Source organism: Streptococcus sp. 3874, from assembly GCF_013276425.1.
Classification (GTDB): domain Bacteria; phylum Bacillota; class Bacilli; order Lactobacillales; family Streptococcaceae; genus Streptococcus; species Streptococcus pseudopneumoniae.
In genome coordinates this window covers 27148-44504 of sequence record NZ_VMLA01000042.1, presented here as the reverse complement: position 1 = coordinate 44504, position 17357 = coordinate 27148, and the positions used below count along the sequence as shown (strand labels likewise).

General features: G+C 42.3%; 14 protein-coding genes and 3 pseudogenes. 7 read left to right on the top strand and 10 right to left on the bottom strand.

The window, feature by feature from the left end; translation table 11 throughout:
* Positions 1-180: 180 nt before the first annotated feature.
* The gene (locus HT703_RS04835) at positions 181-2517 is read right to left on the bottom strand and encodes a cation-translocating P-type ATPase (RefSeq protein ID WP_054393200.1); all 2337 of its coding nucleotides are present in this window, start codon (positions 2515-2517) and stop codon (positions 181-183) included.
* 132 nt (positions 2518-2649) lie between these two features.
* On the opposite strand from HT703_RS04835, the gene HT703_RS04830 reads away from it, so the two are divergent.
* Positions 2650-3399 (top strand): 1-acyl-sn-glycerol-3-phosphate acyltransferase, encoded by a 750-nt coding sequence (locus tag HT703_RS04830; protein ID WP_054393198.1) that lies wholly within the window; start codon positions 2650-2652, stop codon positions 3397-3399.
* 292 nt (positions 3400-3691) lie between these two features.
* Here the strand turns inward: HT703_RS04830 and HT703_RS04825 are convergent, their stop codons facing one another.
* Both HT703_RS04825 and rpsO read right to left on the bottom strand, forming a co-directional pair.
* A complete protein-coding gene (locus tag HT703_RS04825; protein ID WP_054393199.1) occupies positions 3692-4306 on the bottom strand; it encodes a CadD family cadmium resistance transporter in 615 nt (204 codons plus the stop codon).
* A gap of 815 nt (positions 4307-5121) precedes the next feature.
* Positions 5122-5391, bottom strand: a complete 270-nt coding sequence (gene rpsO / locus HT703_RS04820) for a 30S ribosomal protein S15 (RefSeq protein ID WP_001018251.1) — start codon at positions 5389-5391, stop codon at positions 5122-5124.
* Between the two features lie 205 nt (positions 5392-5596).
* On the opposite strand from rpsO, the pseudogene HT703_RS11670 reads away from it, so the two are divergent.
* The 3 genes and pseudogenes from HT703_RS11670 to thrS all read left to right on the top strand — a co-directional run bounded on the left by HT703_RS11670 (position 5597) and on the right by thrS (position 8537).
* Positions 5597-5956, top strand: a pseudogene (locus HT703_RS11670) (hypothetical protein).
* 256 nt (positions 5957-6212) lie between these two features.
* A pseudogene (locus HT703_RS12105) lies at positions 6213-6536 on the top strand (MazG-like protein).
* A 57-nt stretch (positions 6537-6593) separates the two neighbouring features.
* Positions 6594-8537 (top strand): threonine--tRNA ligase, encoded by a 1944-nt coding sequence (gene thrS / locus HT703_RS04810; RefSeq protein WP_050261660.1) that lies wholly within the window; start codon positions 6594-6596, stop codon positions 8535-8537.
* Positions 8538-8583: 46 nt separating this feature from the next.
* Here thrS and HT703_RS04805 read toward each other — a convergent pair whose 3' ends face one another.
* Positions 8584-9558 carry a sensor histidine kinase gene (locus HT703_RS04805; protein ID WP_172929953.1) on the bottom strand — a complete coding sequence of 325 codons (975 nt, stop codon included), beginning with the start codon at positions 9556-9558 and terminating at the stop codon, positions 8584-8586.
* Positions 9551-10228, bottom strand: coding sequence for a response regulator transcription factor (locus HT703_RS04800; protein ID WP_000548989.1), 678 nt, complete (start codon positions 10226-10228; stop codon positions 9551-9553). The genes HT703_RS04805 and HT703_RS04800 overlap by 8 nt, the downstream gene beginning before the upstream one ends.
* Before the next feature lie 155 nt (positions 10229-10383).
* Here HT703_RS04800 and HT703_RS04795 point away from each other — a divergent pair, with 155 nt between their 5' ends.
* Complete coding sequence (locus HT703_RS04795) at positions 10384-11457, top strand: DUF2974 domain-containing protein (protein ID WP_000181734.1); 1074 nt, start codon at positions 10384-10386, stop codon at positions 11455-11457.
* A 173-nt stretch (positions 11458-11630) separates the two neighbouring features.
* On the opposite strand, the gene HT703_RS04790 is transcribed toward HT703_RS04795, so the two are convergent.
* Complete coding sequence (locus tag HT703_RS04790; protein WP_001166799.1) at positions 11631-12068, bottom strand: Rrf2 family transcriptional regulator; 438 nt, start codon at positions 12066-12068, stop codon at positions 11631-11633.
* 75 nt (positions 12069-12143) lie between these two features.
* Complete coding sequence (locus tag HT703_RS04785; RefSeq protein ID WP_000160953.1) at positions 12144-12986, bottom strand: metallophosphoesterase family protein; 843 nt, start codon at positions 12984-12986, stop codon at positions 12144-12146.
* A gap of 111 nt (positions 12987-13097) precedes the next feature.
* On the opposite strand from HT703_RS04785, the gene HT703_RS04780 reads away from it, so the two are divergent.
* On the top strand, positions 13098-13748 hold the full coding sequence (locus HT703_RS04780; RefSeq protein ID WP_000188518.1) for a metal-dependent transcriptional regulator: 651 nt from the start codon (positions 13098-13100) through the stop codon (positions 13746-13748).
* Between the two features lie 136 nt (positions 13749-13884).
* On the opposite strand, the gene HT703_RS04775 is transcribed toward HT703_RS04780, so the two are convergent.
* Entirely contained in the window at positions 13885-14046 is a 162-nt protein-coding gene (locus tag HT703_RS04775; protein WP_155246366.1) for a hypothetical protein, read from the bottom strand.
* Here HT703_RS04775 and HT703_RS12100 point away from each other — a divergent pair.
* Positions 13966-14331 (top strand): annotated as a pseudogene (locus tag HT703_RS12100) (hypothetical protein). The gene HT703_RS04775 and the pseudogene HT703_RS12100 sit on opposite strands and share 81 nt — an antisense overlap.
* 31 nt (positions 14332-14362) lie before the next feature.
* Here HT703_RS12100 and dtd read toward each other — a convergent pair.
* Positions 14363-14806, bottom strand: coding sequence for a D-aminoacyl-tRNA deacylase (dtd, locus tag HT703_RS04765; protein WP_023933223.1), 444 nt, complete (start codon positions 14804-14806; stop codon positions 14363-14365).
* A gap of 29 nt (positions 14807-14835) precedes the next feature.
* Positions 14836-17058: a bifunctional (p)ppGpp synthetase/guanosine-3',5'-bis(diphosphate) 3'-pyrophosphohydrolase gene (locus HT703_RS04760; RefSeq protein ID WP_001123816.1), complete on the bottom strand. Its 2223-nt coding sequence runs from the start codon at positions 17056-17058 to the stop codon at positions 14836-14838.
* Positions 17059-17357: the final 299 nt, after the last annotated feature.

Sequence of the window (17357 nt, the reverse complement as noted above, 5' to 3'; positions counted from 1 at the left end):
CTAGGAAACTAGCCGCAGGCCGTACTTGAGTACGGTAAGGCGACGTTGACGTGGTTTGAAGAGATTTTCGAAGAGTATTAGAAATGTTTTAGTAGCTATGATGTCCTATTCCAGATTCAATCCACTATACGATAGACTCGTCGTATAAAAAAACTGCAATCCACAGATTGCAGCCTTTCTTTATTTTCTGCCTTGATAGCGACTAGTCAGGATGAAAATCACGGTAAAGACCAACATCATGACACCATAAACAGGTAATGTTTGTCCTGTTAAGGTCGAAATTTCAAGTAATTTTTGAATTCTTGGGAAGAGAGCTGTAGCTAGGAAGCCTCCTACTGACCAAACAATCAAGAGGACACGCCAGAGGGTAAATGGCATGCAGGCTCTAAATACAGATAAGAAACCGATAGACCCAAGTAGATAATAGAGGAGGGTTGAGATTTCTAACTCAGACCAACCTTGGCTACTTCCAAACATTTTCACAAAAAGAACGCTGAACACGACCATGAGAGCGCTTGGTAGGGCACGAAGCATGGATCTTCTGAGGAAGTTTGGCTCAACAGGTTTGATATTTCGCTCAAAAGTCAGAACGAATGGTGGGAAACCTTCCACAAACTGGTCAATCATGGTAATCTGGATCGGAATGAAGGGGAAAATCAAAATCCACTCTGACCGACCTAGTAAAGCACTGGCAATACAGATGACTGCTAACAGGAAGGAATAGATGGTCTTTATCAAGAAAATCGGGGCGATATGGGCAATGTTATTGACCACGCGACGACCCTCGAAGAGAATCTCAGGAACATCATTAAAGTCTGAGTTCAAGAGAACCAGATTGGCAATCTGACGGGTTGCTGGATCCCCCTCCGCCATCACGATAGAACAATCCGCCTCACGAAGGGCCAAGATATCATTAACCCCGTCCCCTGTCATAGCCGTTGTATGACCCGCTTTTTTCAACGTTTGGATGATGAGTTTCTTTTGATGAGGGGAAACACGTCCGAAAATAGCTGTCTCCTCCGCCATGGCCATCAATTCCTCATCGATGATTTTCGAACAATCTACATAGCTATGGTAGTCCGCAAAACCAGCCTTCTGGGCAATGCTGGACACCGTAACGGGATTGTCACCAGAGATAATCTTGAGGCCCACTTCCTGAGAACGGAGATAGTCCAGCGTCTCTGCTGCTCCCTCTCGAATAGGGTCCAAGATTTCCAACAAGGCCAGAGCCTGAATATCAGAAGGTTTCTGTGGTTTGTGATGGTCTAATTTCTCCTGACTGAGAGCTAAGACCAAGACACGTGAACCTCTCTCCAAGGCCTCTCTGGCTTCTGGGACTTCAGAGTCCAGCAACATCTCAGGTGCCCCTAAGAAAACTGTCCCCAAACATTCTAACTCCATGGCTCCCCACTTGCGGTCGCTGGAGAAGGGAAGCTTGGAAATCATAGGATAAGTAACTTCTCCCACAAAACGCTGTCGAATGGCTTGGGCAGTTGGATTCTTATCCTCACTATGAGCCATATAGCTGGCCAAGATGCTAGCAAGCGCTGACTCTCCATACTCTTCGGTCAAAGGAAGAACAGCCTCCACCTGCATCTTTCCTTGAGTGATGGTACCCGTCTTGTCCAGACAGAGCATATCCACGCGCGCCAAGGTCTCAACAGAGTACATCTCCTGCACCAAGACCTTTTTCAAGCCCAGCTTAATCACTGCAGCCAAGAGCGAAGTAATGGTCAAAAGGGCAATTCCCTTGGGCAACATTCCCAGAAGTGCTGTCGACGAGTTTACAACGGAAGACTTGAGAGGCAGGCCTTTTAAAAGCAAGGCTTCTAGCAAGAGAGCTAGACCAAAAGGAATGATAATCTTCCCAGTAAAACCAGCTAGCTTGTCCAGCGATTTCATGATACGAGAGTTGATGGGTTTAACGGTCTTGGCTTCCAGCATGAGTTTGGCAGCATAGTTCTCAGATCCAACATGGTGAACTTGAGCTGAAACTGCCCCACTGGCTAAGAAACTTCCTGACAAAAGCAAGGCATCCACTTCCTTTTGTACCAAATCACTTTCCCCCGTCAACATGGCTTCATTGACTTCCGCAAAGCCTTCCAAAACTAAGGCATCACTGGGAATCTGCTCTCCAGCAGACAGACGAATGACATCTCCTAACACCAATTCTTCAGGATTCAGAGCCACTTCTTGGCCATCACGAATAGTCTTGACCTTTTCCTTGGTCATGAGATTGAGCCTGTCCACCATGTGTTTGGCCCGTAGCTCGGTCACAATTCCAGAAAAAGCGTTAAAGCAGATAACAGCAAAGAAGACCAGATTGCTCCAAGCCTGCACAAAGGCAAGGGCCAAAGCAATGGCAAAGTTCAAAGCGTTAAAAAGGGTAAAGACATTTCGTTTGATGATTTGCCAAGTGCTGGTACTGGCCGAAGCAGTAAAATCATTGACCAAGCCCTTAGTCTGTCTTTCCTTGACTTCTCTTTGGGTTAATCCCATAATCTTATTTTTATCCATAAATTCTATCATATCATTTTTTCTAAAAGAATTCTAATCTCATCCCAAATATGCATCTAGTCAAGGGAAAAGTTTGCCAGCCCTCCTTTGATAAGGTATAATAATAACAAGAAAACAATCGAAGGAGATCGCATGTTTTATACTTATTTGCGTGGATTAGTTGTATTGCTCTTATGGTCCATCAATGGCAATGCCCACTATCATAATACTGATAAAATTCCTAATCAAGATGAAAATTATATTTTGGTTGCGCCTCACCGCACTTGGTGGGATCCAGTTTATATGGCCTTTGCGACCAAGCCAAAACAGTTTATCTTTATGGCAAAAAAAGAACTCTTTACCAACCGTATCTTTGGCTGGTGGATTCGTATGTGTGGCGCCTTTCCTATCGACCGTGAAAATCCTAGCGCCTCAGCCATCAAATACCCTATCAATGTTCTCAAAAAAAGTGACCGCTCTCTCATCATGTTTCCAAGTGGGAGCCGTCACTCAAACGATGTCAAGGGGGGCGTAGCTCTGATTGCCAAAATGGCCAAGGTCCGTATCATGCCGGTTACCTACACCGGTCCCATGACTTTGAAGGGCTTGATTAGCCGTGAACGTGTCGATATGAACTTTGGAAATCCAATCGATATCTCAGATATCAAGAAAATGAATGATGAAGGCATTGAAACAGTCGCCAATCGTATTCAAACAGAATTCCAACGTCTGGACGAAGAAACGAAACAATGGCACAATGATAAAAAACCAAATCCACTCTGGTGGTTTATCCGCATTCCTGCCCTCATCCTTGCTATTATCCTCGCTATCCTAACCATCATCTTTAGCTTTATCGCAAGCTTCATCTGGAACCCAGATAAGAAAAGAGAAGAACTTGCATAGAAGAAATGAACCTTGGCCAAACAGCTAAGGTTTTCATTTATATAGTAGATTGAAACTAGAATAGTACACCTCTACTTCTAAAACATTTTTAGAAATCGATTTGACTGTCCTGATCGATTTGTCCTATTCTTATTTCATTTTACTATATTTATAAGAATCTCCTAATCAAATCAAAAGCCACTCTACAATAGAGTAACGTTAAGATTTGTCCATTTATACTCAATGAAAAAGCCCTCTGAAAATCAGAGAGCTGATTTGAGCTCGGGCTAAAATCCTAGTGAAACAAAAAAATCTACACGATCAGAAAAGTCTCTATCGTGCCATTTTCATACATGATGTATAGTCCAAGTAGAATGAATACTAAGGGCACAATGATTCGCTCGTATTTTTCAATTGTCTCGAATAGTAACGGAATAGAGGATAACACCCGACTAATCTCGCAAAAGATAATTATGCCGATTACAAGCACAAGCAAGGCCACGAGGGTCTGTGACCAATCTAACGAAGCAAAATAAGGTATATAGATACCTAAATTATCTCCGCCAGACGCAATTGTCAGCAATGTAACTGTCCAAAACAGTTGATTTGCCTTGCTTTGTTCTAATCTTTCAATAATTTCTTCCTCTTCTTCTTCCGCATCTTCTCCAACAATTGCAAAGCGAATCCCTAAATAGATAGGGATTAAACCAAGCAATCCAACCATCCATTCTTCAGGCACGAAATTAACGACATAAGCAGCAACTAAACTCGCCCCTACAAGTAAGCCTGTGCCTAGATATTGCCCCGCATAAATATGCCATTTCTGTTTATTCTGTGATAGCTGTGCAAATAAAATAATTAAAATAATTAAATAATCGATACTGGTGGAAATATAAACACCAATAGCAGATATGATTGTCTGTCCCATAAAAAAAACCTCCTGTATTAGTCAGTAATAAATCAGCAGATTTTAGGAGAGCACAGACACATTAATTTAGCTATCGCTAGTGGGTAATGTCGAACGTAGGAAAGCATTTTACTCCTCCTCAAAACGTAGTTACAAAGTAATTTCTAACTGGAATTCAGTGACTACTTCCATGTAAAGTATAACATACTATACTTTACTTCGTAAAGTGTGGGCTCTCCGAGGGGGCTTGCAGACACCTACTCGACTTTTCAAGCCGAGTAGCTGCGCACCTTTATGGTGTAATTAGCTGATACCATTTGAGGTTTTTGTAGTCTCCAAAATTGTGACCGATAAAACCTCAATAAAAAAGCCCTCTGAAGTCAGAGAGCTGATTTGAGCCCGGGCTAAAATCTTAGTGGAAAAGATGAAACTCCTTGTGTTCATCGAACACTGTGTCATTTCCCTATTTTCATACGGATTTTTGACACCCTTAGCATCATGATTCTTGCTAGATAAACCGTTTATAGGCTAGGCGACGAGGCGAAGATTGTACGAAACTTTCAGTGAAACAAAAAAAATCTCCCCGAAGGGAGAAAAGCTAGTTTATTTTACCTTACAGTGTTAGGAACCGTAACCGAAGATTATACTTGAGTATAGCGAGGTAAGGTGACAACGCAAAAAAGCTACCCAATTTAGAGTAGCTTTATTATCAAGATATGCTCAATTGAACACGGCCTAAGCACTTGGCAAAAAAGATAAAATCTCCTAGAAACTGAAGTTTCTTCGTCAATTTTCCTATTTTTGCTTTGTGCTTTTGACGGCCTTTGTATCTTGAATTAGCGACGAAGTCCTAGAGAGTTGATCAACTCACGGTAACGGTTAACGTCGTTTTTACGCAAGTATGCAAGCAAGTTACGACGGCGACCGATTTTTTTCATCAGTCCACGGTAAGTAGCGTGGTCTTTTTTGTGTTGTTTGATGTGTTCGTTAAGGTGGTTGATTTCCCAAGTAAGGACAGCAACTTGAACCTCTACTGAACCTGTATCACCTTCGTGACGTGCATATTGTGCAATGATTTCATTTTTTTTCTCTTTTGAGATTGCCATGATGTTTCTCCTTTTTATTTGGCTTCATCCGAGTGACAGGTTGGCATGCCTGTAACCAAGAAGAAGTTATTTGTCTTTACGACAATCCCTATTCTACCAATAACTAACTTCTTTGTCAACAGATTTACTTTCTTGTTTTAAACATGCTATAATAATCATAGCAAGAGATTTAAGTTGTCTGTTTTTTTAAAACGAGCTGATTATCATGCCTAGATTCTATTCCCATCTCCCCCACTATCTGGTCATCTTTTTCTTTTATTGGCCTCTTTATGAATTATTTTCACTGCTCTCATCCGGTCCCAATCTGCTAGGACTCATCTTCTAAATATCTTTATCTTTTCTCCGTTAGTAACCTTCATCGTTTCTCTTCTTTACGGTTACCGCTTCCCTTTTTCCCTTTTGACATTGGATTGCTCTTTTGCTTTACTATCATTTCTTTCCACGATTTTAGCATTGTCTACTTTTTAGCCTATGAAACCTTTGCTCTGGTCGGCATGGCTTCCGGTATTGGTATCAAGCATATTCTGCAAAAATAAAAAACAAAAAACTTTCACAAAATCCTTGAAAAATCTCACAATCATGCTATAATAATCCATAGAGACAAGTCACTTAGTCCCTTTCTACTAGAGAGTGCGTGGTTGCTGAGAACGCATAGAAAGACTATACTGATACTACTCTTGAGTTTTTTATGAAAACATAAAACGGTGGCCACGTTAGAGCCAATCAGAGGTGTCCCTCTCTTTTGAGGTACATAAATGAAGGTGGAACCACGTTGCGACGTCCTTTCGAGGATGTCGCATTTTTTTATTAGGATACTAATTATGGAGTTGCAAGAATTAGTGGAGCGCAGTTGGGCAATCCGACAAGCTTATAACGAACTGGAAGTTAAGCATCATGATTCCAAGTGGACGGTAGAAGAAGACCTCTTGGCTTTATCTAATGATATTGGAAATTTCCAACGACTGGTGATGACAAAACAAGGACGCTACTATGATGAAACACCCTACACACTGGAACAAAAACTTTCAGAAAATATCTGGTGACTATTAGAACTTTCTCAACGTTTGGATATAGATATTCTGACGGAAATGGAAAACTTCCTCTCTGATAAAGAAAAGCAATTGAACGTTAGGACTTGGAAGTAGTCTGCTGATAAAAAATCAATGCTTAGAAACTATGAAATAATAAAAAAGGAGAACATCATGATTAACATTACTTTCCCAGATGGCGCTGTTCGTGAATTCGAATCTGGCGTTACAACTTTTGAAATTGCCCAATCTATCAGCAATTCCCTAGCTAAAAAAGCCTTGGCTGGTAAATTCAACGGCAAACTCATCGACACTACTCGTGCTATCACTGAAGATGGAAGCATCGAAATTGTAACACCTGATCACGAAGATGCCCTTCCAATCTTGCGTCACTCAGCAGCTCACTTGTTCGCCCAAGCAGCTCGTCGTCTTTTCCCAGACATTCACTTGGGAGTTGGTCCAGCCATCGAAGATGGTTTCTACTACGATACTGACAACACAGCTGGTCAAATCTCTAACGAAGACCTTCCTCGTATCGAAGAAGAAATGCAAAAAATCGTCAAAGAAAACTTCCCATCTATTCGTGAAGAAGTGACTAAAGACGAGGCACGTGAAATCTTCAAAAATGACCCTTACAAGTTGGAATTGATTGAAGAACACTCAGAAGACGAAGGCGGTTTGACTATCTATCGTCAGGGTGAATATGTAGACCTCTGCCGTGGACCTCACGTTCCATCAACAGGTCGTATCCAAATCTTCCACCTTCTCCATGTAGCTGGTGCTTACTGGCGTGGAAATAGCGACAACGCTATGATGCAACGTATCTACGGGACAGCTTGGTTTGATAAGAAAGACTTGAAAAACTACCTTCAAATGCGTGAAGAAGCTAAGGAACGTGACCACCGTAAACTTGGTAAAGAGCTTGACCTCTTTATGATTTCACAAGAAGTGGGACAAGGACTTCCATTCTGGTTGCCAAATGGTGCGACTATTCGTCGTGAGTTGGAACGCTACATCGTTGACAAAGAGTTGGCTTCTGGATACCAACACGTTTATACTCCACCACTTGCTTCTGTTGAACTTTACAAGACTTCTGGTCACTGGGATCATTACCAAGAAGACATATTCCCAACTATGGACATGGGTGACGGGGAAGAATTTGTCCTTCGTCCAATGAACTGCCCACACCACATCCAAGTCTTCAAACACCATGTTCACTCTTACCGTGAGTTGCCAATCCGTATCGCTGAAATCGGTATGATGCACCGTTATGAAAAATCTGGTGCCCTCACTGGTCTTCAACGTGTGCGTGAAATGTCTCTCAACGACGGTCACCTTTTCGTTACTCCAGAACAAATCCAAGAAGAATTCCAACGTGCCCTTCAGTTGATTATCGATGTTTATGAAGACTTCAACTTGACTGACTACCGCTTCCGTCTCTCTCTTCGCGACCCTCAAGATACTCACAAGTACTTTGACAACGATGAGATGTGGGAAAATGCCCAAACCATGCTTCGTGCAGCCCTTGATGAAATGGGTGTGGACTACTTTGAAGCCGAAGGCGAAGCAGCCTTCTACGGACCAAAATTGGATATCCAGGTTAAAACTGCTCTTGGAAAAGAAGAAACTCTTTCTACTATCCAACTTGACTTCTTACTTCCAGAACGCTTCGACCTTAAATACATCGGAGCTGATGGCGAAGAACACCGTCCAGTTATGATTCACCGTGGGGTTATCTCAACTATGGAACGCTTCACAGCTATCTTGATTGAGAACTACAAGGGTGCCTTCCCAACATGGCTGGCACCACACCAAGTAACCCTCATCCCAGTATCTAACGAAAAACACGTGGACTACGCTTGGGAAGTGGCCAAGAAACTCCGTGACCGCGGTGTCCGTGCAGACGTAGATGAGCGCAATGAAAAAATGCAGTTCAAGATCCGTGCTTCACAAACCAGCAAGATTCCTTACCAATTGATTGTTGGAGACAAGGAAATGGAAGACGGAACTGTTAACGTTCGTCGCTATGGCCAAAAAGAAACACAAACTGTCTCAGTTGATGATTTTGTTGGAGCTATCCTAGCTGATATAGCCAACAAATCACGCGTTGAGAAATAAGAACCTAGCATAAAAGCCTCCAGTCCGGAGGCTTTTTCGTCTATTCTCACTCAAGGACTAGGTTCACTTGAGCAAACTGAATCCGCGCTATCGTTCCTTTTCCGACCTCAGACTCGATACGAATCTCGTGCCCCAGTTCTTCAGAAATTTTCTTAGATAGGTAAAGGCCAAGGCCAGATGACTGCTGGGTTAGGCGTCCATTATATCCTGAAAATCCACGTTCAAAGACTCGGAGGACATCACTGTTTTTTATCCCGATTCCCGTATCCTTGATACAAAGCTCTTGCCCCTCCATATAAATCTCCAGACCACCTTCCTTAGTGTACTTGAGACTATTTGAGATAATTTGCTCAATAACCACTAGCAGCCACTTTTTATCCGTCACGATTTCTTTATCAAGGTCATGTAGATTGACATTTAGGCCTTTTTGAATAAAGAAAAGAGCGTATTTACGAATTATTTCCTTGACCAAGTCCTCAATTTGAACCTGCTTTAAGACCAAATCATCATGAAAACTTTCTAAACGCAGGTACTGTAAAACTAAATTGGTATAGGAGTCAATCTTGAAAATTTCCTGTTCTAATTGCTGCTTCAGTTGGCGGTCGACCACTTCTGCAACTAAGAGTTGACTGGCTGCAATGGGGGTCTTAATCTGATGGGCCCACAAGGTATAGTAATCCAGCAAATCCGTCAGTTTTCTTTCTGCGTCAGACCTCTGCTGATAGAGTTCCATCTCACGCGCTTCTAATTTTTCAGCCAAGGCTCTTTCCAAAGGAGACTGAGCTTCCCTCTCCCCATAGAGAATTTCCTGACGATAGACCTGCGTTTCCACCAATATGTCCCAAGTGAAAAATAAGATGGTTACAAAGCAACACAAGAGGAAAAAGTAGAGAAAGTAAGTTCCCAAACTGGCAAATAAAAACTGAAAGAGCAAAACCAGAAATGCCAAAGCAAGCAGATAGACAAACAGACGACTACGGGAACGCAGATAGGCTAGAAAAAATTGTTTCCAATCAAGCATGCTTCAGTCCGTACCCTATCCCTTTCTTGGTCTCGATAAATCCTACCAAGCCCTGCTCTTCCAACTTTTTACGCAAACGAGCCACATTGACAGAGAGGGTATTATCATCAATGAAAAAGTCACTGTTCCAAAGTTCCCGCATGAGGTCGTCACGCGCTACGATATTTCCTGCGTGTTCAAATAAAACGTGTAAAATCTGGAATTCATTCTTAGTCAAATTCAAGACTTGCCCTTGATAATGTAAATCCATGGATTTGGTATTGAGGATAACACCAGCATATTCCAGTAAACTCTCGTCACGCCCAAACTCATAGGAACGACGCAACAAGCCCTGAACCTTAGCTAAAAGAACCTGCTGGTCAAAAGGCTTGGTCACAAAGTCATCCGCCCCCATATTGATTGCCATAACAATATCCATAGCCTGGTCTCTGGAAGACAGAAACATGATGGGAACCTTGGAAATCTTACGAATTTCCTGACACCAGTGATAGCCATTAAACAAAGGCAGCCCAATATCCATGAGGACCAGATGAGGTTCCGACTGAACAAATAGACTCAAAACTTCCATAAAGTCTTCTACCAAAACCACTTCAAATCCCCATTCAGAGAGCATTTTCCCGACCTGTTGACGAATAACCTGATCATCTTCTACTAGTAAAATCTTGTGCATGCGCTCCTCCTTTTCTATTATTATAACAGATTTTTCCATGCTCGAAGGTCTGAAACTGAATTTGAAATAGCTTGTTTTTAACCAGCAGAGACAGGCAATCCTACTAGCTAATTTGAGGGAAATTTGATAAGATAAATAAAAAGAAAGGAGCACTTATGACCAATATTTTTGACTACCTGAAAGTTGTCGCATATGATTCCTTTTACGACCTACCTTTAAATGAATTAGACATTCTAACCTTAACAGAAACCACCTACCTTCCCTTTGATAATCTAGTCTCCTCAACTCCTCAGCGACTTTTAGATTTGGCACCTCAGGTTCCAAGAGAGTCCAGCATGTTGACCAGTAAAAATCGTCTCCAATTATTGGATGAATTAGCTCGACACAAGCGCTTCAAAAATTGCAAACTCTCCCATTTTATCAACGACATCGACCCTGAATTGCAAAAGCAATTTGCGGCTATGACCTACCGCCTCACTCTCGATACCTATCTGATTGTCTTTCGTGGGACTGATGACAGTATCATTGGCTGGAAGGAAGATTTCCACATGACCTATATGAAGGAAATTCCTGCTCAAAAGCACGCCCTATGCTATTTAGAGAACTTTTTTGTCCACCACCCTAGGAAAAAAGTCATTCTAGCTGGGCATTCCAAGGGAGGAAATCTAGCTATCTATGCTGCTAGTCAAATTGAGCAAAGCTTGCAAAATCAGATTACCGAAGTCTATACATTTGATGCACCTGGTCTCCATCAAGAATTGACACAGACCGAAGGTTATCAAAGGATAATGGATAGAACCAAGGTCTTCATTCCACAAGGTTCCATTATCGGTAGGATGCTGGAAATTCCTGCCCACCAAATCATCGTTCATAGCACTGCCTTGGGTGGCATCGCCCAGCACGATACCTTTAGTTGGCAGATTGAGGACAAGCACTTCGTCCAACTGGATAAGACCAACAGTGATAGCCAACAAGTTGACACAACCTTCAAGGAGTGGGTGGCCACAGTCCCTGATGAAGAACTTCAGCTCTACTTCGACCTCTTCTTTGGCACCATTCTAGCTGCTGGAATTAGCTCCATCAATGACCTGTCTTCCTTTAAGGCTATTGAACACATTCATCATCTCTTTGTCCAAGCTCAATCCCTCACTCCAGAAGAAAGGGAAACCATGGGACGCCTTACCCAATTATTGATTGATACCCGTTACCAAGCCTGGAAGAATAGATAAAAAGCTTATGAAAAGGTAATACTCTTCGAAAATCTCTTCAAACCATGTCAGCGTCGCCTTACCGTATATATGTTACTGACTTCGTCAGNNTGCGGCTAGCTTCCTAGTTTGCTTTTTGATTTTCATTGAGTATAAAAACCTTCTCATAAGCTTTTCTTGTTTTAAAGAAAAAATCAATCCTTCATCTGACTCTCTGCATCGGCCACGACTTGTTCTAGGCTGGTCTGACCAAGTTCAGCCTCCATAGCTCGCTGGATTCTCTCCAATTTTTGATCCAAAACCTCATGAATATGAGCTCCGACTGGGCAATTTGGATTTGGATTGTCATGGAAACTAAAGAGTTGGCCTGTCTTACCAAGACACTCCACCGCCTGATAAACATCTAAAAGACTAATGTCTTTGAGATCCTTGACAATCTCTGTCCCCCCTGTTCCACGCGCTACTGAAATCAGCTCGGCCTTCTTCAACTGAGACAAGGTTTTTCTGATAATGACAGGATTGACCCCAACACTAGCAGCCAGAAAATCACTGGTCACCTTGCTTTCCTTCCCCTTGAGGGCAATGATTATCAGCATATGAGTCGCAATGGTAAATCTACTTGGAATTTGCATCCTCTTCTCCTTTTTACGAGGCTCCCCTGCCTCTACTCTTCTTTTTCTTTTATTATACCCTTTTTAGTTGTAATGTCAATCATTACCACTTTTTAACCAGGCATCTAATTCCCTATCATAGCCCTCTTTCTGCGCCAATTCTCTCAGAAATTCCTGATGATGAGTATGGTGGATACCATTGACCAGACTTTCATAATAAACCTCAAAATAGGGAAGTCTCAGGTCTTTAGCTAGCTGCAATTCAGCTGCTACATCGTAGTCTACCCGTCGGAAATCCATATCTACCAAGCCCTTGTCATCAAACTCCAAAATCATATACTGGGCCCGCAAGTCCTTCCGCAACTGGGCATCCAAAAAGAAAGGCTGCCCAATCGAACCCGGATTAACAATCAATTGCCCACCAGTTCCGTAACGAAGCAACTGCTGGTGAATATGTCCATAAACAGCAATATCACAAGGAGGATTGGTCACCAAGCGGTCAAAATCCTCTTGCGCTCCAGTATGAATCAACTCACGCCCCCAATTCTTATCAGGCAGATGATGGCTAATTCCAACTGTCAAATCCCCAAACTGACGATGGATTTGAAGAGGTTGATTGTGAAGCAATTCAATTTCTTCTAGGGAAATTTCCTCTAAAACATACTGGCACTGGCGCAAGAGATAGCGTTGACTAGGACGAGTATTATCCAATTCCTTGCGGACACCATGCCACAGACTGTCTTCCCAGTTCCCCAAAACTCTAGCTGTAATCGGTAGTTGATCCAACAAGTCCAAAATCCTTCTACGTCCTGTCCCTGGCATGAGAATATCTCCCAGAAGCCAGTATTCATCCACTCCTAGCTGCCGAGCATCTGCCAAAACAGCCTCCAAAGCGGTAGTATTTCCATGAATATCTGAAAGAAGAGCTATTTTTGTCATATCTATCTCCTCGTTTTTTCTCTTGCAATAAGTATAACATAAAAAGTCACAGCTAGAGAAATCTAGCTTTTTTTGATATACTAGATAAAGATATTAGACAAGAGGAAGCGAATGACCCCGAATAAAGAAGATTATCTAAAATGTATTTATGAAATTGGCATAGACCTGCATAAAATTACCAACAAGGAAATTGCGGCTCGTATGCAAGTCTCTCCCCCTGCCGTAACTGAAATGATTAAACGGATGAAGAGTGAAAATCTCATCCTCAAGGACAAGGAATGTGGCTATCTACTGACTGACCTCGGTCTCAAATTGGTCTCTGAGCTCTATCGTAAGCATCGCTTGATTGAAGTTTTTCTAGTCCATCATTTAGACTATACAAGTGACCAGATTCACGAGGAAGCTGAGGTATTGGAACATACTGTCTCTGAGCTATTCGTGGAGAGACTAGAAAAATTACTTGGATTCCCCAAGACTTGCCCTCACGGAGGAACTATTCCTGCCAAGGGAGAACTCCTGGTTGAAATCAATAACCTGCCACTAGCTGACATCAAGGAAGCTGGCGCCTACCGCCTGACTCGTGTGCACGATAGTTTTGACATTCTCAGTTATTTGGATAAGCACTCACTTCACATCGGTGATCCTCTCCAAGTCAAGCAGTTTGATGGCTTCAGCAATACCTTCACTATCCTCAGTAAAAACGAGAATTTGCAAGTAAGTATGGACATTGCAAAACAACTCTACGTCGAAAAAATCGACTAATTTCTCAAGTACCCCAACCAACCCTGAAAGTTTTATTTTCAGGGTTTTCTTATCTATTTTTTATATCAAAAACGATAGTAAGCGCTTCCATAATCCAACTAAATATTGTATAATAATTATATAAACTATTCCGTCACTAACAGATGAAAAAAGGAGGGCTTATCATGAAAAAATCATCTTCATCAAAACCATTGAGCTCCTTGTCATTGATGGAATCATGCTGGGCATTTTGGCTTTTAAAGAGGTGCTTACTTGGGATTGGATTTTGATTTATAGCGGTTAGCTCATTTTCTTTCACCCTGTGCTGTTTACCTATCTTTCTAACCAGCTTTGTGACCACTTTAGTCAACTCTATTCCCAGATTAGACCGAGATTCTGGTCTTTTGCCTTACAAATTCTCCTATGGGATATCCTGATGATTCTCTCCTTGATATGTTTAAGTGGTACCCCACTTTTCCTTCAGGGGACTCTCCTCATCCTAGGACATCTCATCCCTTCCTATCGCACCTGCCAAATCCTGAAACAAGACTTTCCCCAAGCCTATCAAGCACCGATTTCTTTTGGAGTATTTTATGATAGATGAGAAAAACCAAGCCGGCTGGGCTTGATCTTTCTTATCTATTTTTAGTATCTAGGATAATGGTAACTGGCCCATCATTGACCAGCTCAACCTGCATATCCGCTCCAAAGATACCTGTATGAACAGGCACTTCTTGCGCTAGTTTTTGGTTGAAAACATCATAGAAGTCTGATGCCATATCAGGTTTGGCTGCTTCTGTAAAGGCTGGACGATTGCCTTTCTTGGTATCCGCAAAGAGGGTAAACTGGGAAATAGAAAGGATTTCTCCTTCAATATCTTTGACAGATAGGTTCATCCTGCCTTCTGCATCTGAAAAAATCCGCATATTGACCAGTTTTCTCACAGCATAGTCCAAATCTTCCTCTTGGTCCTCTGGTCCAACACCAACCAGCAATAAGAGCCCCTGATTGATTTTTCCCTGAACCTGACCTTCGATACTGACTTGGGCTTTTTTAACACGTTGGATAATGATTTTCATAATAGCCTTTCTAGTAAGAACTCAGACAATTAACCGTTGGTTCGTTTGACAGAGTAAACTTCTGGCACACTCTTAATCTTGTCCACAACCGTAGTCAGCGTCGAGAGGTTGGTAATGCCAAAGGACACATGGATATTGGCAAATTTCATATCCTTGGTTGGTTGGGCATTGACTGTTGAAATATTCTTGGTTGTGTTTGAGAGAACTTGCAGTACATCGTTCAACAATCCTGTACGGTTGAGGCCATAAATATCAATATGAGCCATATACTCTTTATTTGAGCTAGAGTACTGACCTTCCCACTCCACATCAAGGAGACGTTGCTCGTAGTTTTCTTGGGCGCGCAGGTTCATACAGTCCACACGGTGAATAGCCACACCACGACCCTTGGTAATGTAGCCGACAATATCATCACCAGGCACGGGGTTACAACACTTGGCAATCCGCACTAGGAGACCAGAAGCACCTTCAATGACCACACCACCTTCATGCTTGACCTTGAGGGTTTCTTTATTTTCAACCTTGACCTCGCCACCTTTGACAAGTTCTTCTGCCTCAGCCTTGGCCTTGGCACGTTCTTCTTCACGACGTTCCTTTTCAGTCAGACGATTAAAGACAGTAATAGCACCGATTTCCCCAAAACCAATGGCCGCAAAGAGGGAGTCTTCTGTCTTGTAGCTGGTCTTTTGCAGGACTTGGTCCATATGACGCTTGTCCATAAATTTATTGGCCACATAACCATTTTCTTGGAACTGGGTCATCAACATTTCACGACCCTTATTAACAGATAATTCCTTATCTTGGTTTTTAAAAAACTGACGAATCTTGTTGCGCGCCTTGCTGGTCTTGACCATATTGAGCCAGTCGCGGCTAGGTCCAAAGGAGTTGGGGTTGGTGACAATTTCAACCTGATCCCCTGTTTTGAGCTTGGTTGTCAGTGGAACCATACGGCCGTTGACCTTGGCACCAGTCGCTTTTTCACCGACTTTAGTATGGATTTCATAAGCAAAGTCAATAGGTCCTGAATCTTTTGGAAGAGAACGGACAGCTCCATCTGGTGTAAAGACGTAAATCTCCTCAGCCAGATAGTTTTCCTTAACAGAGTCCACAAATTCCTTGGCATCATCAGCCTGATCTTGAAGCTCCATCATCTCCTTGATCCAGTTCATCCCAATAGCAGACTCCTTACTGTTAACCTGCCCCTTAACGCCTTTCTTATAAGCCCAGTGAGCCGCAACCCCGTACTCAGCCACCTCGTGCATGGCCTTGGTCCGAATTTGGAATTCAATCGGTCCTTTTGGCCCATAGACAGTCGTATGGATAGACTGGTAACCATTTGCCTTGCGGTTAGCGATGTAGTCCTTAAAGCGACCAGGCATGGGTTTCCAAAGTTCATGCACATAACCAAGCATGGCATAAACATCACTTTGGGTATCCAAAATACAACGAATGGCAATCAGGTCATAGATTTCCTCAAACCGTTTTCTCTTGTCCTGCATTTTGCGGAAAATTGAGTAAATATGCTTGGGACGACCATAAATCTTCCCTTTCAAGTGACGATCTATCGTATACTCCTCTAATTTTGTGACTACCTCATCCACCAAGGCTTCACGCTCTCTGCGCTTTTCCTTCATCATATTGGTAATCTTGTAAAACTCTGTCGGGTTGAGATAACGGAAAGACAGGTCTTCCAATTCCCATTTGACACTGGAAATCCCCAAACGGTGAGCAAGTGGGGCATAGATTTCCATAGTTTCTTTGGAAATGCGCTCCTGCTTGTCTTTTCGAAGATGTTTCAGGGTTCGCATATTGTGCAAGCGGTCAGACAGTTTGACCAAGATAACGCGGATGTCCTCAGACATGGCCATGAGCATCTTGCGATGATTTTCAGCCAACTGCTCTTCGTGAGACTTGTACTCGACCTTGCCAAGCTTGGTGACTCCGTCAACAATCACGCGCACATCGGGACCAAACTCTCTTTCCAAATCGTCCAAGGTCGCATCTGTATCTTCCACCACATCATGCAAAAAACCACAAGCTACCGTTACAGCATCCAGCTTGAGTTTGGCTAGAATACCTGCCACTTGAATAGGGTGAATGATATAAGGCTCGCCTGATTTGCGGTATTGACCACTATGACAATCCACCGCATAGACCAAGGCCTTATGGACAAAATGGACATCCTCTTCCGTTAAATATTTTTTGGTTAAAGCGACAACTTCTTCGCCTGTTAAATTCACTTCTTTTGGCATCTCTACTCTCCAATTCTTCCTACCATTTTATCACTTTTTTAAGAATATGAAAACTAGATTGGAACAGAATAAGAAAAAAATAATTCAGAATTGCTTAATAATTCTGAATTATTGGTCCATAATATACTACGAAGTTAGATTTTAAACTTAGGTGATAGAAGGAGAGATAGAAGAACGGAAACCATATTGTAACCCAAAGACTTTTTGACTTCCCCAATTTCCCTGAAGATACGAAAGATAAACGTATCACATACACTGGTACCTTGACTGGATTTTGGAATTAATACTCAATGAAAATC

Excerpts from the sequence above, each read along its gene's own strand:
- HT703_RS04835 (WP_054393200.1), bottom strand. The coding sequence starts at position 2,517 with ATGGATAAAAATAAGATTATGGGATTAACCCAAAGAGAAGTCAAGGAA.
- HT703_RS04830 (WP_054393198.1), top strand. The coding sequence starts at position 2,650 with ATGTTTTATACTTATTTGCGTGGATTAGTTGTATTGCTCTTATGGTCC.
- HT703_RS04825 (WP_054393199.1), bottom strand. The coding sequence starts at position 4,306 with ATGGGACAGACAATCATATCTGCTATTGGTGTTTATATTTCCACCAGT.
- rpsO (WP_001018251.1), bottom strand. The coding sequence starts at position 5,391 with ATGGCAATCTCAAAAGAGAAAAAAAATGAAATCATTGCACAATATGCA.
- thrS (WP_050261660.1), top strand. The coding sequence starts at position 6,594 with ATGATTAACATTACTTTCCCAGATGGCGCTGTTCGTGAATTCGAATCT.
- HT703_RS04805 (WP_172929953.1), bottom strand. The coding sequence starts at position 9,558 with ATGCTTGATTGGAAACAATTTTTTCTAGCCTATCTGCGTTCCCGTAGT.
- HT703_RS04800 (WP_000548989.1), bottom strand. The coding sequence starts at position 10,228 with ATGCACAAGATTTTACTAGTAGAAGATGATCAGGTTATTCGTCAACAG.
- HT703_RS04795 (WP_000181734.1), top strand. The coding sequence starts at position 10,384 with ATGACCAATATTTTTGACTACCTGAAAGTTGTCGCATATGATTCCTTT.
- HT703_RS04790 (WP_001166799.1), bottom strand. The coding sequence starts at position 12,068 with ATGCAAATTCCAAGTAGATTTACCATTGCGACTCATATGCTGATAATC.
- HT703_RS04785 (WP_000160953.1), bottom strand. The coding sequence starts at position 12,986 with ATGACAAAAATAGCTCTTCTTTCAGATATTCATGGAAATACTACCGCT.
- HT703_RS04780 (WP_000188518.1), top strand. The coding sequence starts at position 13,098 with ATGACCCCGAATAAAGAAGATTATCTAAAATGTATTTATGAAATTGGC.
- dtd (WP_023933223.1), bottom strand. The coding sequence starts at position 14,806 with ATGAAAATCATTATCCAACGTGTTAAAAAAGCCCAAGTCAGTATCGAA.
- HT703_RS04760 (WP_001123816.1), bottom strand. The coding sequence starts at position 17,058 with ATGCCAAAAGAAGTGAATTTAACAGGCGAAGAAGTTGTCGCTTTAACC.